Raw genomic sequence first — 15,907 nt, forward strand, 5'->3', positions numbered from 1 at the left:
CTGCCCCGCCGCCCGGTCCTGGTCGGCGGGCGTCTCCGTGGCCGGAGTCGGTGACGCCGCGTCAGGCGTTTGCGCCGTAGGCGTGGTCGAACCAGTAGCCTGCTCGACCGGCGTCTCAGCAGGAGCAGTCGGCACGTCCACGGCGGTCGTCGGCACAGCCGAGTTCGATGCAACCGGCGGCGGCACGGCCGGGTTCTGCGCGGTGGGTGACTGCGGGGTGGGGTTTTGCGCCGCGGGTGACGGCGAGGCCGGGTTCTGCGCGGTGGGTGGCTGCGCGGTCGGGCTCTGCGCGGTGGGTGGCTGCGCGGTTGGGTTTTGCGTGGTGGGTGGCTGCGCGGTGGGGTTCTGTGCCGTCGGCGTCTGAGCCGCGGGTGACGGCGCGGCTGGAGTCTGTGCGAGCGGAGGCTGCGCGGCTGGAGTCTGTGCGAAAGGCGGCTGCGCGGCTGAGGTTTGCCCGAGTGGCGGCTGCGCGGCGGGGGATTCGGCGGCGGGTGTCTGTGCAGGTGGGGCGCCGGTGGTGGTGTTGCCGCCGGGTTGGGTGCCCGTTTGGACGCCGGGGACCGGTGCAGGGGAGGACACCTGGGCGGGAGGAGCACTGTTCTGCGGGGCATCGGAGGACTCGTCGACGGGAATCTGAACCGCGGCGGGAGGCAGCCCTCCGGTCAGAGGCGGAGGTGATCCCTGCTCCACCGCAGACGGAGGCGCGTCGAAGCCAGGCAGACCGCCGCCGGTCGACGGAGCAGGCGCGATCGCGCCGGGTGCCGTGCCAGGGCCAGAACTGGGTGCACCGACCGGGTTCGAGCCGGCCGAAACCACCGGGGCGGCAGCGGGTCCGACGCTCGGCGCCGCCCCTGGCCCGGTGGCCGGACTCGCGGCAGGTTCTGCACGAGGCCCAGCGGCCGGGCCCGCACCTGAGCCGGTTGCCGGGCTGTCAGCTGGTCCGGTGGCCGGGTTTACTGCGGGGTTGGTGCCGGGGCCGACTACCGGGCCGCCACTTGATCCGGTGGCTGGGCTTTCAGCAGGGTTCGTGCCGGGGCCGGCAACCGGGGACGTGCCTGGTCCGGTAGGTGGGCTCACTGCGGGGTTCGTGCCGGAGCCTGCAACCGGGCCGGCACCTGATCCGGCGGCAGGGTCCACGGCTGGGTTGGCACCAGGTCCAGCGGTAGGACCCGCGCCGGGTGCGGTGGCCGGATTCGTGCCCTGACCTGTGGCCGGGTTTGCACCAAGCCCAGTAGCTGGGCTTACGCCCGGCCCAGCGGCTGGGTTTGCGCCCGGCCCAGCGGCTGGGTTTGCGCCCGGCCCAGCGGCTGGGTTTGCGCCCGGCCCAGCGGCTGGGTTTGCGCCTGGCCCAGTGGCTGGGTTCGTGCCCTGACCTGTGGCCGGGTTCGTTCCGGGCCCTGTGGCCGGGTTCACGCCCTGACCTGTGGCCGGGTTCGTGCCGGGCCCAGCTGCCGGATCCGTGCTCGGACTGACAGCAGGCCCAGCCGCGGGGCCCACGTTGGTTCCGGTGGCAGGCGCAGCGCCGGGGCCAGTGCCAGGAGCGAGGCCACGACCAGTCGTCGGATCCGCGCCGGGACCGGTTGCCGGGGACAAGCCTGGACCTGAACCGGGAACGCCCGGACCTGAACCGGGAACGCCCGGGCCTGAACCGGGACCGGCACCCGGACCCGTTCCCGAGCCGGCGCCTGGACCGGCGCCAGGACTGACATCTGCATCCGCACCCGGCCCAGCGCCAAGACCCGCACCCGAACCAGAACCGGCACCGGCTCCCGGACCGGCACCAGCGCCAGCACCGACTCCCGAACCAGCGCCAGCACCAACGCCGGCTCCTGGACCAGCACCGGGGCCGCCACCCGAACCGACACCCGGACCCTCGGCCGGGCCGGCACCTTGGCCCTCGCCCGGGCCGGCTGCGGGGACGGGTGGGCCTTCGGCCGGGGGTGGGGGTGAGTGGGATTCCGGGCCTTCGATGCCCGAGCGGGGCGGTGGCGGCGCCGGTGTGAACGGGCCGGTGCCGTTCGGGTTGAAGTTGCCGCCGAATTCGGACGCCCAGTGGTGGAGGACGCCGCCCAGGATGGAGGAGGACATGGTGGCGAAGGGGTTGAAGCCGCCGCCGCCCATCATCATCGTGAACAGGCCCTCGAAGAGGGTTTCGCCGGCGCCGGAGAAGCCTTCACGGCCGTACGGGTTTTTGCCGACCTTGGGGAACCACTTGCCGCCGATCATCTGGACGGCGCTGGCGCCGCCGCCGATGAACATGCCGCCGAGGAAGCTCAGGGCCAGGTCTTTGTAGTCGATGCCTTTGCGGTTGCCTTCGAGGATCTGGGTGAGCTGGGCGGCTGCGCCCTGCCACAGCTCTTCCAGGCCTTCCTCGATCGCTTCGACCGTCAGGCGGGCCAGGGACTGGGCCAGGCGGTTGCGGAGCTGGGAGATGAGGACGTTGACGAGTTCCTGGCCGATTTTGATGAACGACGGGACCAGGGCCGCGCCGAAGCCGGTGGCCAGGGCGATGGCGATCTCGACGACCTGGGTGAAGGCCGCGATGACGATGTTGTACTGGGTGGCTTCGGAGTCCAGGGCGTACTGGTAGGCGGCTCCGCCGAGCTGGGTGGAGACGTTGGCGCCGACGGGGACGTTCTGGGTGATGCCGTTCTGGAACTGTGCGAAGGCGTCGGCGGCCGGGCCGTCCAGGCTGCCGTTGAGCTGGTATCCGAGGGCGGCAGTGGACGAGACGCCATTGAGCAGGGTGCCGGTGAAGCCGTACAGCTCGTCGCCCATGGCGCGGAGCGCTGTCGGGTCCGCCTCGGGGAACTGTTCGCCTACGCCGTACAGGATGAGGTCGTAGGCCCACTGCCACTCGGGGTCGTTGGGGATGTGGAAGTCGACCACGGGTGCTCAGTACAGGTCGGTGACGAGGGGGACAGCCGTACCGTCGGGGGTGAAGCTGACGATCAACGGCTGGTAGTTCTCGGCGGTCGCGTCGGCGGCGGGGTTCTCCTTGACGACGAAGAACTGGTCGTCGCCCGGGTCGAGGGGCTGTCCGTCGGCGCCGGTGACCGTGCTGCCGACGACGGGGGCGATCGACTCGAAGAGGTTCGCGTCCACGCGGGTCGTGCCGTCCGGGAACCGGTTGAGCGCCTGCAGGTGGTAGCCCTCGGCCAGTGGCCGGCCGTCGACGAGCGCGGTCGCGTACTCCGGGGTCATGCGGTAGGACGAGATGGCCGGGAAGGCCTGGTGGGCTTGGGCCTCCTGGGCCGGCATCACCGACATCATCGCGCGGAGCTGGGGTTCGAGCTCGTAGGCCTTGCCGTCCATCGAGATGCGGGTGTATTTCGGTTCGCCGGTCTCGGGGTCGACACCTTCGGAGACCAGGCGGGTGTTGCCGTCCTTGCGGACGAACTCGTCGTTGGAAGCCCAGACGATCTCTTTCAGCCGGAACGACTGATCACCCACGTCGACGAATTGCTCGTCCTGGCCGGTCTGCAGGTTCTTCTCGCTGCGCAGGACCGGTTCCACCGGCTCGGCCCGCACCGCCAGCCGTCCGCGCAGTCGCTGGGCCGGCTCCGCCTCGCGGACTTCCCCGGCCGACATAGCGACCCTCCGGGTCCGGCCCAGCAGCTTCTGCGCCGGCTGTGCTTCCTGAGCTTCCCCCGCCGTGTACGCGTTGAGCCCCGCACCCTGCGGCATGCCCTCGAAGTCACGGGCAAGTTTGTGCCCGGTGTCACGGGCGTCGTCGTCCGCCAGCCGGTACGCCTTGCCGCTCTCGCGCAGACCGGCCGACGTGTAGTCGAGCGTCTCCTTGACGCCCGTGACCATGCCGTCCAGCGCGTCGAGGCCCTTGAGAAACTTCTCGGAGAACTGCTTGCCCATGTCGTCGTCGCCCCAGCTGTTGCCGTACTGGGCGCGGAGCAGTTGAAGTTGATCCAGGTAACCCTGGTAGAGCGCGCCGTGCTCGCCGTAGTTGTCGCCGAGCTGGGTGACACCCTCGGGGTTGACCCAGATCTGGCCGCTGGGCTGGCTCACTTCGCGGCCCGGCCCAGACCGAGGATCTCGCGCACGCTGGTCGCCATGCGTGGTTCCGCCGGCAGGTACGTGTCGACACCCGCCTGGCCGCTGACCATGGCCCGCGCGTCCATGCCGTCGGGCAGCATCGGGGCCAGGATCGCGGCGGCCTGGCTGGTCGCCTCCTCCTTGGCCTCGGCGAAGGTCTGCATGATCGTCGCGGTGAGCTCGGCCGGCGTCAGTCGCTTGTAGGCGCTGGTCGGGAAGCGGATGTCGGTGAGGACGCCGCTCTGGCCGACGGTCACGGTCACCTCGTGCCGGGCCGACGTCGCGGACGCCGAGATCTCGCGCATCTGCTGCTGCAGCGTGCTGAAACTGGCGCGCTGGCGCTGGTACTCCTCGAAGAGGTGCTCGATGCGTTCGTTGAAGTCCATCCGGCCCGGCCCCTTCCGTCAGAGGCTCCAGTAGAGGTCCCGGGACCGCCGGCGGAAAGGGTTGGAGGCCGGGCAGGGCGCAAACGTGCAGCCGGTCTTCCCGAGTCAGCAGAAACATTGATAAAAATCGCTGCCATGGGAGTCGAAGCAGGCAATGTTGGCCCGACGTTCGGACATCGGAGGCCGCTCACCTTGCCGCGCCGGGTTCACGTCCACCAACACTCTTGGCACGAACGCCGAGCCATCGATGAGTTCTGCGTCCTCACGACGAAAGGAGTGTCGCTGTGACGATGCCAGTGGTGCAGACCACCGAACCGGGCATGCAGGCGGCCGCTCAGGAATTCTCCGCCCGGGCCACCGAGTTCACCGGCCACCTGCAGAGCGTGAACAGCGAGATGGCCACGCTGCAGTCCACCTGGACCGGTACCGCCTCGAACGGTTTCAACCAGGCGATGGACAACTGGGAAGCGTCGTTCCAGAAGGTCATCAACGAGCTCATCAACATCATGGAAGTGATGGGCGTGAACACCAAGGGCTACGCCCAGGCCGAGGACACCGCCGCTTCCAGCGCGCAGTCCTTCGCCTCCGCTCTGCCCGGCATCTGACCGTTTCCCCTGCTCTTTTGCGAAAGGAAGTGACGGTGTCCAGTTACCGGTTCGACTTCACCCAGGCCGACGCCACCCTCACCGACATGAACCAGATCAACACCCGCATCAAGACTGCGCTCAGCGACATGGAGAGCAGCGTCGAGCGGACCCTGCAGGAGTGGACCGGTGCCGCCCAGACGCAGTACTACGCGTCGAAGGCCGCCTGGAACCAGGCCGCGAACGAGATGACGATCTACCTGGAGCAGGCGCGCAACACGCTGCTGCAGATCTCGGACAACTACGGCACCACCGAGCAGCGTCACGCTCAGATCTGGAACGACGTCCGCGGCGGCTGACCGCCGTTGCCGGGCTGCCGGGCCGGACCGCCCGGCAGCCCCGGCTGCCTTTTCCTTCCCTCGATCACGTCTACGCGGAGGCTCATCATGGGCTGGGACGACAGCTATTCCGGATTCAATCCGGACAAGGCCGAGGCTGCCGGGATCTTCACCAAGGAAGAGACCGACAAGTACATCGACGACTGGTTCGGCCAGTACGACGGCTCAAGTGTCTGGTACATGGACAAGTTCACGCCCGAGGAAACGGCTCTCTTCGAGCGTTTCGAGGACGCCTACCACCATTACGACGACGTTCTCGCGGACCATGGTGGAAACGTCCAGGACGAGTCGACCAAAGACGACCATCCGAACGAGGTCCCGTACGACGCGTACGGTGACACGGATCCGAAATACGACATCGACTCGAACTTCGAGGGTGTACCGGGGGGAAACCCCAAGGAGTATTCGGGCAGCAACAACCCGAACGGCGAGATGGTCGTCAGCACCGAGGCCATCGAGTATTTCTGCCGCGAGCTCGACGCGATCGCCCCGGACGGCAAGGGCATCCTGCTCGACGCCCGGAACTCGCTGAAGGGCATCGACATGAAGCCCGGCACCTTTGCGATCGCCGAGGTGCTGCGGCAGCGTGTCGCCGGCGCCAGCGCGAACGACGCGGGCCTGCGCGGCGACACCATGGGCCTGCTCGAGACCGTCCACTCGGCGCTGTTCGACCTGAAGAAGAACCTCCGCGAGATGGTCACCGAGTACCAGAACGCCGAGGACTTCAACAAGATGACCGCCGACCAGCTGGGTGACGCGATGAAGGACAGCTGGGGCTACATCGAGAGCATCAACGATTACGGCAACCAGAGCACAACCGCCGGTGGCGGCGCCGGCGACGGTGAAGGCGAAGGCGAAGGCAACGGTGACGGCACGTAGGTCACACCTGATCACCGGCGTTCCCGCCCCCGTTCGCCCGTAGCCCTGCTCGCTCGAAGAGGTCAGTCATGCCCCCAGAAGACCCCTCGGGTTCCGACGCCTGGACGGACCCGGCCGAAGAGGGTGCCACGTTCGGTCAGACGAACGTCACCACCACCAACCTCGGCGACTTCGAGGACTGGGCGCGGGAGGACCCGCCCGGCTGGCGCAAGCTCAAGGCCGCGGTCAACGGCGGCTCCGCCATGAGTACGGCCGACGCGGAGGCGGTGGCGCTCGACCGCGTCGACCCGCAGTCGCTGGCCACGGCGGCGGGCGCGTTCCAGCAGGCGTACGACACGCTCAGCTATCTGGAGACGTTCGTCCGCGACCACTCGAAGGCCATCGCCGGTCCCGACCGGGCCTGGCAGGGGGTCGCGGCGGACGCCTTCATCGCCAAGATGGAGTACCTGGCCGACTACCTGGGCAACCAGGCCGAGCGGATCGCGGGTGGCGACGGCACGGGCAGCGAGAGCTCGGTGCCGAACCAGCTGCTGAAGAGCGCCAACTACCTGGCCTGGGCCCAGTCCACGATGGACTACCTGGACGTCGCCTGGGCCAACATCGCCGCGGCCAACGGCGCGAACCACACCGATGAAGGCCTGGTGGCGATCAGCAGCACCAAGTTCGCCCGGCCGATGACGGACCAGATGCTCGAGGTGGTCCGCACCCTCGCCGGCCAGTACGAGCTCACCTACAACAAGGTGCAGCACCCCGGCGGTGACGGCAGCCCGGAGTTCACCACCCCGGACCCGAAGAACATCACGACACCGGTGCTGAGCTCGATCACCACACCGTTGTTCACCACGCCGAACATCACCACTCCGCCGCCCCTGAACATCACCACGCCGCCGCCGGTCGACATCACCACGGCGCCGCCACCGAACATCACCACCCCACCGCCGATCACGCCTCCGCAGGTCTCGCCCCCGCCGTCCGGCTCGGTGCCGCCGCCCGGTGGCGAGAACTTCGTGACCCCGCCGCCGGTCAACGGTCCGGGTGGCCCGGTCTCGCCGCCCCCGGTCAACGGCCCGGAGGCCTTCGAGGCGCCGCCGATCGGCGAAGGCCCCGGTGGTGGCGGTGGTGGCCCGGTGGACAGCTTCGCGGCCCCCGAGATCCCGGGCGGTCCCGAGGGCGTGAACGCCCCGCAGGTCGACGGTCCGGGCGGCCTGCCGGGCTTCGACTCCCAGAACCTCACGAACCCCGACGGCTCGCCGATCACGGACCCGCAGGGCGTGAACGCGCAGAACAACGCTCCCATCGTGCCGCCGGTCGTCCCGGCCCCGCCGGCCTCGGGTGGCGGCAGCGACAACAACCGTCGCGCTGCTCCCCCGCCGGTCGCGGACCTGCCCGACTCGCCCGGCGCCGGTGGCGGCGTGGGCAACTTCAACCCACCCGAGATCCCGGGCGCTCCCGGCTCCGGCGGCGGCGGTGTGAACGCTCCGGAAGCCCCCGGTGGCGGTGCCTTCGACGGTGTCGACGTGCCCGGCGTCAACGCACCCAACGCCAACGCACCCGGTTTCGACGCACCAGGTGTCGGCAGCCCGGGCGGCGGCATGCCGATGATGCCGGGCTCACCCGGTGGCGGCGCCGGCGGCGGAAACTCCGGCGCCCCGGAACGCCCGGACGCGTCCGGCCTGGTCGGCGGCGACCCGAGCGACTGGGCACCGCCGGGCGCAGGCACCGGTTTTGACGTGCCGAACGCCCCGGGCGGGGCGAACCCCGGTGGCGCCGGCCTGGGCATGCCCGGCGGTGGCATGCCGATGATGCCGGGTTCGCCGGGTGGCGGTGGTGCCGGTAACGGCAACGGCATTCCGGAGCGTCCGGACGCGTCGGGGCTGGTCGGTGGTGACGAGAGTGACTGGTCGGCGCCGGGTGCCGGTGGTGTGGACATTCCCGATGCCCCTGGTGGTGCGACGCCCGGCGGTGCTGGTCTTGACGTGCAGTCGCCGTCGGTTTCCGGTCCGGGCGAGACCGGGCAGTTCCCGGGTGCCGGCCAGGTTCCTGGCGGTGGCATGCCGATGATGCCCGGCTCGCCGGGTGGCGGTGGTGCCGGTAACGGCAACGGCAACGGCATTCCGGAGCGTCCGGACGCGTCGGGCCTGGTCGGTGGTGACGAGAGTGACTGGTCGCCGTCGGGTGCCGGTGGTGTGGACATTCCGGATGCGCCGGGCGGTGCGACGCCGGGTGGTGCTGGTCTTGATGTGCCGACGCCGTCGTTGACTGCCCCGGGTGAGACCGAGGGTTTCGAGAATTCGCCGTCTGCTCCGGGGATGCCGATGATGCCGGGTATGCCTGGTGGTGGTTCGCCTGGCGCGGGTGGCAACAACGGTCTGCCGGAGCGTCCGGATGCGTCTGGGCTGGTCGGTGGCGATGCGAGTGACTGGTCGCCGTCCGGTGCCGGTGGTGGTGTGGACATTCCGGATGCTCCCGGTGGTGCGACGCCGGGTGGTGCTGGTCTTGATGTGCCGACGCCGTCGTTGACTGCCCCGGGTGAGACCGAGGGTTTCGAGAATTCGCCGTCTGCTCCGGGGATGCCGATGATGCCCGGGATGCCCGGCGGTGGCTCGCCCGGCGCGGGTGGCAACAACGGTTTGCCCGAGCGTCCGGATGCGTCAGGGCTGGTCGGTGGCGATGCCAGTGACTGGTCGCCGTCGGGTGCCGGCGGCGGTGTGGACATTCCCGATGCTCCCGGCGGTGCAACGCCGGGTGGTGCTGGTCTTGACGTGCCGACACCGTCGTTGACCGCGCCTGGTGAGGGTTCGTCGCCGGGTGCGGGGATGCCGATGATGCCCGGGATGCCCGGCGGAGGTTCGCCCGGTGCTGGTGGCAACAACGGTCTGCCCGAGCGTCCGGATGCGTCAGGGCTGGTCGGTGGCGACGCCAGTGACTGGTCGCCGTCCGGCGCCGGTGGTGGCGTGGACATTCCCGACGCGCCCGGCGGTGCGACGCCGGGTGGTGCGGGCCTAGACGTGCCTGCGCCGTCGTTGACAACGCCCGTTGAGGGTTCGTCGAGTGCGCCGGGTGCGGGAATGCCGATGATGCCGGGAATGCCCGGTGGCGGTTCTCCTGGCGCTGGTGGTGGCAACGGCATTCCGGAGCGGCCGGATGCGTCCGGGCTGGTCGATGGGGATGCGAGTGACTGGTCGCCGTCCGGCACCGGCGACGGTGTGGACATTCCTGGTGCTCCCGGAGGTGCCATACCGGGTGGTGCTGGGCTCGATGCTGCGGTGCCGTCCCCGGCGGTGCCCGGTGACTGGTTCGACAGCTCCCCGAGCGCGCCGAGCTCAGGGATGCCCGCTCAGGGCGAGCCCAGCAGTGGCAATGGCACGCCCGGCGTGGCCGAGCTGGTCGAGGGCGATACGAGCGACTGGCAGCCCGGCGAAACGGCTGCTGGGGGCGTACCGGGGATGCCGATGATGCCCGGGGCCGGCGCGGGGGAGAAGGCGGCTGCCGCGGAGCGGCCGGATGCTGCCGGGTTGGTCGAGGGTGACGGGGAGATGTGGGAGCCCGAAGGGGTTGCCGAGGTGCCGAGTGCGGGAGCACCGCCGCCGCCCGTCGACCCCGCGAGCGGCTGGCATCAGGGTGTGAGTCTGCCCGAGGCCGGTGTGCCCGTACCCGGGATGATGCCTGTTCTGCCGGGGGCCGGGGAGCGTGACGAGGCCGAGCGGCCCGACGCTGCCGAGCTGCTCGAGGAGCAGGTTGTGACCTGGGCCGGCGCGGAGGGTGAGGACCGGGTGCCGGTCGTGCAGCCCGCCGAGGTCGCCGAGGACGTCGCGGGCTGGGACGACACCGGGGACGCCTGGTGGTTGCGGGGCGACGAGGACACCGGACACGAGGAGAGGGCGACCGATGCGCGACTCCCGGGATGAGGCCCTGCCGGTCTGGAAGCGGGAACGGTCCGCCACCGCCGAGCACGTTGTCGAGGATCGTCCGTTGCGGTGCGGCGGGCCGAGCTACACGCGCGCCGAGGTGCTGGCCATGCGGCGGGCCGAGCGGATGCGGCGCCGGGCGGAAGAGGCCGCGGCGCGGCGGGAGCCTGAGCCGGAGCCGGTCGAGCCGCCGAAGGACGACGACGAGGACGAGGACAAGGCGGCCGAGCGCCGCCGCAACGACCGGTACGCCGTGAAGCTGCTCCGCCAGGACGACTCGGCCTGGGGCGGCTCGGGCGCGGATTCGGGGATGCTCGGATGAGTACCGTCACCATCAAGCGGCCTCCGCGTGCCGCCGGACCCGAGGCGCCGGAAGGGGAGATCGAGCTTCAGGAGCCGCCGCTGATGGCGGAGGAGGCACCGCTCGACTTCCGGTCGTTCGCGATGATCGTGCCGATGGGTCTGGGCATGGGCGCGATGATGGCCATGTTCGGTCTTTACAGCCGGGCGCCGATCATGTACGTGATGGGTGGCGCCATGGCCGGCGGCATGCTGCTCATGGGTGTCATGCAGATCGGCAAGGCCGCCTCCGACCGCAAGCGCAAGATGCGCGGTGAGCGGCGGGACTTCCTGCGGTACATCGCCCAGCTGCGCAAGCAGGCCCGGGCGGCCGCCGATCAGCAGCGGCAGTCGGTGATGTGGAACAACCCGCAGCCGGACTGGCTCTGGTCGGTCGCGATGAGCAGCCGCTTGTGGGAGCGCCGGCCCAGCCACGACGACTTCGGGCGGGTGCGGATCGGGCTCGGGCGGCAGAACGCGATGCTGCGGTTCCTGCCGCCGCAGACCAAACCGATCGAGGACCTGGAACCCCTCGCGTCGATCTCGTTGCGGCGTTTCTCGGAGGCGTACCGGACGGTTTCCGGCATCCCCACCTCGGTGGGGCTGCGCAGTTTCACGAGCATCGAGTTCGAGGGCGCCGCGGACCCGGCGATCGAGCTCGTCCGGGCGATGGTGGCGCAACTCGTCACCTTCCACGCCCCTGATGAACTGCGGGTCGCGGTGCTCGCCACCGAGGTGCACCGCGGCCCGTGGGACTGGATCAAGTGGTTGCCGCACAACGCGCACCCGACGGCGTTCGACGCCGCCGGGCCCGTACGCATGTTCGCGAGCAGCCACGACGACCTGATGGACCTGCTCGGGCCGGAGATCGCGGACCGAGGTGACCACGACCGGGCCGCGCGTCCGGCGTCGACCGAGCCGTTCGTGGTCATCATCGCGCACCTGGTGGATCTGCCGGACAGCTCGCGGCTGCTCGGCGCCGGCATGCGCAACGTGGTGCTGCTCGACCTGACCGGGTCGATGCCCGGCGGCCCGAAGGTGCTGCGACTGTCCCTCGAGGACCAGGTCGTGCAGTTCCCGGCCGGTGACACGGTCGGGTCGGCGGTCCGGGACGGGCTCGGCACCCTGCAGGCCGAGGCGCTGGCCCGGATCATCGCGCCCAAGCGGACCAGTGGAACGCTCGACGTCGTCGAGGAGCCGCTGGAGACCAGTTTCGAGCTGACCACACTGCTCGGGATCCGGGACGCCAACACTTTCGACGTACCGACGCTGTGGAGGTCGAGGCAGTCGCAGCGCAACCGGCTGCAGGTGCCGATCGGGGTGACCGAGGACGGCGAGGTCATCGAGCTGGACCTCAAGGAGTCGGCGCAGGGCGGCATGGGACCGCACGGGCTGCTGATCGGCGCGACCGGCTCGGGCAAGAGTGAGCTGCTGCGGACGCTGGTCTGCGCGCTCGCCGCCACGCACAGCTCGGAGATCCTGAACCTCGTCCTGGTCGACTTCAAGGGCGGTGCGACGTTCATCGGCATGGAGAAGTTGCCGCACACCTCCGCGGTCATCACCAACCTGGCCGACGAGTTGCCGCTGGTCGACCGCATGCAGGACGCGCTCAACGGTGAGATGACCCGGCGGCAGGAGATGCTGCGGGCCAGCGGTTATGCCTCGCTGTTCGATTATGAGAAGGCGCGGGCGGCCGGTGCGCAGCTCGTGCCGTTCCCGGTGCTGCTGATCATCGTCGACGAGTTCAGCGAGCTGCTGTCCAGCAAGAGCGAGTTCATGGACCTGTTCGTGTCGATCGGCCGGCTCGGGCGAAGCCTGGGTGTGCACCTGCTGCTCGCCTCGCAGCGGCTGGACGAGGGGCGGATCAACCGCGTCGAGGGCCACCTGTCGTACCGGCTGGCGCTGCGGACGTTCTCGTCGATGGAGTCGCGGGCGGTCATCGGCGTCGGCAAGGCCTACGAGCTGCCACCCGAGCCCGGCAACGGCTACCTCAAGGTCGACACCACCAATCTCGTACGGTTCAAGTCCGCGTACGTGTCGGGTCCGTACACCGGCACCGGGCTGATCGGCGGTACCGAGGACGACGAGCAGGTCACCAGCACCGACGTCGTGCCGTTCACCACGCGGCAGGTCGCCGTGCGGCACGACCCGGGGCGTACGCGGCCGGCCGAGCTCTCCTCGGAGCAGCCCGCCGAGCCGGAGACCACGGGCGGGCCGAGCCTCGTCGAGGTGCTGCTCGACCGGCTGGCCGGTTCGGGTCCGCCCGCACGTCAGGTCTGGTTGCCGCCGCTGTCGGCCGCGCCGAGCCTGGACTCGTTGCTGCCCAGCGTCGTGCCGGATCCGCGGCGCGGCATGACGGTCGACGACCCGGCCGCGCAGGGCCGCCTGCGGGTGCCGGTCGGCATCGTGGACCGTCCCCAGGACCAGCTGCGCGAGCTGCTCGTCGCCGACCTCGGTGGTGCGGACGGTCACGTCGGCATCGCCGGTGCACCGCAGAGCGGCAAGTCGACCCTGCTGCGCAGCATGATCCTCGGTCTGGCCCTGACGAACACACCGAAGGAGGTGCAGTTCTACGGGCTGGACTTCGGTGGTGGCGGTCTCGCCTCGATCGCCGGGCTGCCGCACGTCGGCTCGATCGCGACCCGCATGGAACGCGACCGGGTGGTGCGGACCATCGAGGAGATCCGCCAGGTCATGGAGAAGCGTGAGAACGAGTTCGCCGACCGCGGCCTCGACTCGATGACCTCCTACCTGGCTCTGCGGGCGCGCGGCGAGATCGACGACGCGTTCGGGCACGTCTTCCTGGTCGTCGACGGCTGGTACACGATGAAGCAGGACTTCCAGGACCTGGACACGAAGTTCCAGGAGATCGCCTCGCGGGGTCTGTCCTTCGGTGTCCACGTCATCGTCACGGCCACCCGCTGGTCGGAGATGCGCACCTGGCTGCGCGACCTGATGGGTACGCGGCTGGAGCTGCGGCTCGGCGACGCGATGGAGTCCGACGTCGGCTCCCGCAAGGCGGCGACCGTGCCCAACCAGCCGGGCCGTGGACTCACCGGTGACGGGCTGCACTTCCTGGGCGCGCTGCCCCGGATGGACGGCAGCTCGACGACCGACGACCTGGCCGAGGCCACCAAGTCGGTCACCGAGGAGATCAGCACCTTCTGGCCGGGGCCGGTCGCACCCGCGGTCCGGATGCTGCCCGCGCGTCTGATGGTCGAGCAGTTGCCGGAGCCGCAGCCGGAGTTCAAGGTCTGCCTGGGCCAGGACGAGCAGCGTCTCGCCCCGGTCTGGCACGACTTCATGACCACACCGCACCTGCTGGTCTTCGGTGACAACGAGACCGGCAAGTCCAACATGCTGCGGCTGGTGCTGCGGGCGATCCAGCGCCGTTACACGCCCGAGCAGGCGAAGGTGGTGCTCGGCGACTCGCGGCGTGACCTCGACACCGCGATCACGCCGGAGTACCAGGTCGGCTTCGGCTTCACCGGTGACCGCCTCAACGAGCTCGCCGCGCAGGCGTCCGTCTCGATGAACCGGCGCGTACCCGGCCCGGAGATCTCCTCCGAGCGCATGCGCCGCCGCGACTGGTGGGAGGGCCCGGAGCTGTTTGTCATCGTCGACGACTACGACCTGATGACCAAGGGCATCGGCGTCGGGTCCACCTTGGAGCCGCTGTTGCCGCTGCTGGCGCAGGGTGTCTCGATCGGCCTGCACGTGATCGTCGCCCGCAGTACCTCCGGTGCGATCCGGGCGATGATGGACCCGGTCATCCGCCGCATGTGGGAACTGGGCTCACCCGCGACGCTCCTGTCGTACCCGAAGGAAGAGGGCAAGTTCCTCGGCGAGGCGGCGCCGCGGCGCCTGCCGCCGGGCCGCGCGCAGCTCGTCACCCGGCGGGGCGTGCGCCTGATGCAGACCGGCTACGTAGCGGAAGGAAACCGCGGATGACCACCGCTCTCAACGGCGAACTGTGCCGGATCACGGTCATCGGACCGGAACGCAAGGTCGACCTGGCCGTGCCGGCCACGACGCCGGTCGCGAACCTGCTGCCGATGCTGCTGCAGCACACCACGGCGGCGGGCCGGCCGGTCGACGGCGACACCCCCGAGGGCGCCTGGGTGCTGCAACGGCTCGGCCAGACACCCTTCGAGCTCACCGGTACGCCGGAGACGCTCGACTGGCTCGAAGGCGAGGAGTTGCACCTCAGGCGGGCCGAGGACCCGCTGCCGGAACTCGACTTCGACGACCTCGCCGAGGGTGTCGCGACCGTGGTCAACCGGCGTTCCGACCGCTGGCAGCCCGAGTACCGCCGGATCCTCTTCCTGCTGCTGTCGGTCATCGCGATGGGGGCGATCGCCGCCGTCCTGGTCGACCGGGGGCCGGTGCTGCCGCAGGTTGTCGGGGCCGGTGTCCTGGGCGGGGTGTTCTTCGCGGCCGCTCTGGTGTCGGCCCGCAATCTGACCGACGGCGCGTTTGCCCTGCTCTTCGGGGGTGCGTCCGCGGCGTTCGCGGCGCTGGCGGCGTCCAGTGCCGTCGACGGCGACCCGGCCGGTCTCGCCTGGAACGGCCCGGCCGTGCTCGCCGGGTCGGTGGCCGCCGCCGGTGTGGTGGCGGTGCTGCTCCTGGCCCAGCGGACCGTCACGCCGGCGATGCCGTTCGCGCCGCTGCTCGTCGTGGGCGTGACGGCGCTGGTCATCATCGGCGTGCTGTTGATGCAGTCCGGCTCGGACATGACGTCGCAGCGTACGGCCGCGGCCGCGATTGCCCTGGTCTTTGCGGTCGTGGTGCTGGCACCCCGGGCCGCCGTCAAGTTCTCCCGGCTGCGCGGGCCCCAGCTGCCCAAGACGGGCGAGGACATGTCGTACGACATCGAGCCGGCGCCGTCGGACCAGGTCCGCGACCGCACCAACGACGCCGACACGTACCTGACCGTGGCGATGTGCTCGACCGCGATCGTGCTGCCGGTGCTGTTCTACTTCACGATGCAGGTGGCGGGCTGGTCCGGTTGGACGCTGGTGCTCGTGGTCGCCAGTGCAATCCTGTTGCGCGCGCGTACCTTCTTCGGTGTCTGGCAACGGATCGCGCTGGTCAGCGCCGGTACCGTCGGCTACCTCATGGTCGTCATGAAGTTCTCCCAGATGATGACGCCCGGCTGGCGGTACGCGATGCTGGGCGCTCTCCTCGCGCTGCTCCTGCCGCTGATCCTCGCGGCGCTGCGGCCGTGGCCGAGGCGCATGCTGCCGTTCTGGGAGTACGCCGCGACGTTCCTCGACGTGACCACCGGACTGGCCGTACTCCCGGTCCTGGCGCAGGTGCTCGGCATCTACGCCTGGGCCCGCGGACTGTTCGGGTAGGCGCGC

General features: G+C 70.2%; 11 protein-coding genes. 8 read left to right on the forward strand and 3 right to left on the reverse strand.

The genetic code is table 11. From position 1 onward, the window contains the following. Positions 1-1,409 precede the first annotated feature (1,409 nt). The gene (locus tag AFR_RS43290; protein ID WP_023357731.1) at positions 1,410-1,865 is read right to left on the reverse strand and encodes a hypothetical protein; all 456 of its coding nucleotides are present in this window, start codon (positions 1,863-1,865) and stop codon (positions 1,410-1,412) included. A gap of 104 nt (positions 1,866-1,969) precedes the next feature. On the opposite strand from AFR_RS43290, the gene AFR_RS43295 reads away from it, so the two are divergent. Next, positions 1,970-2,293, forward strand: coding sequence for a hypothetical protein (locus tag AFR_RS43295; RefSeq protein WP_148307856.1), 324 nt, complete (start codon positions 1,970-1,972; stop codon positions 2,291-2,293). 602 nt (positions 2,294-2,895) lie between these two features. On the opposite strand, the gene AFR_RS02560 is transcribed toward AFR_RS43295, so the two are convergent. Both AFR_RS02560 and AFR_RS02565 read right to left on the reverse strand, forming a co-directional pair. Continuing rightward, a complete protein-coding gene (locus AFR_RS02560; RefSeq protein WP_023357734.1) occupies positions 2,896-4,023 on the reverse strand; it encodes a hypothetical protein in 1,128 nt (375 codons plus the stop codon). Continuing rightward, positions 4,020-4,436, reverse strand: a complete 417-nt coding sequence (locus tag AFR_RS02565) for a YbaB/EbfC family nucleoid-associated protein (RefSeq protein ID WP_023357735.1) — start codon at positions 4,434-4,436, stop codon at positions 4,020-4,022. Before AFR_RS02565 ends, AFR_RS02560 begins: the two co-directional genes overlap by 4 nt. Before the next feature lie 284 nt (positions 4,437-4,720). Here AFR_RS02565 and AFR_RS02570 point away from each other — a divergent pair, with 284 nt between their 5' ends. The 7 genes from AFR_RS02570 to eccD all read left to right on the forward strand — a co-directional run bounded on the left by AFR_RS02570 (position 4,721) and on the right by eccD (position 15,901). Beyond that, positions 4,721-5,041, forward strand: coding sequence for a WXG100 family type VII secretion target (locus AFR_RS02570; RefSeq protein ID WP_041840545.1), 321 nt, complete (start codon positions 4,721-4,723; stop codon positions 5,039-5,041). Positions 5,042-5,076: 35 nt separating this feature from the next. Continuing rightward, positions 5,077-5,379: a WXG100 family type VII secretion target gene (locus AFR_RS02575; protein ID WP_023357737.1), complete on the forward strand. Its 303-nt coding sequence runs from the start codon at positions 5,077-5,079 to the stop codon at positions 5,377-5,379. A gap of 87 nt (positions 5,380-5,466) precedes the next feature. Further along, complete coding sequence (locus AFR_RS02580; RefSeq protein WP_023357738.1) at positions 5,467-6,297, forward strand: hypothetical protein; 831 nt, start codon at positions 5,467-5,469, stop codon at positions 6,295-6,297. Positions 6,298-6,365: 68 nt separating this feature from the next. Continuing rightward, entirely contained in the window at positions 6,366-10,205 is a 3,840-nt protein-coding gene (locus tag AFR_RS43300) for a WXG100 family type VII secretion target (protein ID WP_023357739.1), read from the forward strand. Beyond that, positions 10,186-10,527 carry a hypothetical protein gene (locus AFR_RS02590; protein WP_023357740.1) on the forward strand — a complete coding sequence of 114 codons (342 nt, stop codon included), beginning with the start codon at positions 10,186-10,188 and terminating at the stop codon, positions 10,525-10,527. Before AFR_RS43300 ends, AFR_RS02590 begins: the two co-directional genes overlap by 20 nt. Next, a complete protein-coding gene (locus tag AFR_RS02595; RefSeq protein ID WP_023357741.1) occupies positions 10,524-14,495 on the forward strand; it encodes a type VII secretion protein EccC in 3,972 nt (1,323 codons plus the stop codon). The genes AFR_RS02590 and AFR_RS02595 overlap by 4 nt, the downstream gene beginning before the upstream one ends. Beyond that, the gene (eccD, locus tag AFR_RS02600; RefSeq protein ID WP_023357742.1) at positions 14,492-15,901 is read left to right on the forward strand and encodes a type VII secretion integral membrane protein EccD; all 1,410 of its coding nucleotides are present in this window, start codon (positions 14,492-14,494) and stop codon (positions 15,899-15,901) included. Before AFR_RS02595 ends, eccD begins: the two co-directional genes overlap by 4 nt. Positions 15,902-15,907: the final 6 nt, after the last annotated feature.

It is taken from the genome of Amorphoplanes friuliensis DSM 7358 (assembly GCF_000494755.1).
GTDB classification, from domain to species: Bacteria; Actinomycetota; Actinomycetes; order Mycobacteriales; family Micromonosporaceae; genus Actinoplanes; species Actinoplanes friuliensis.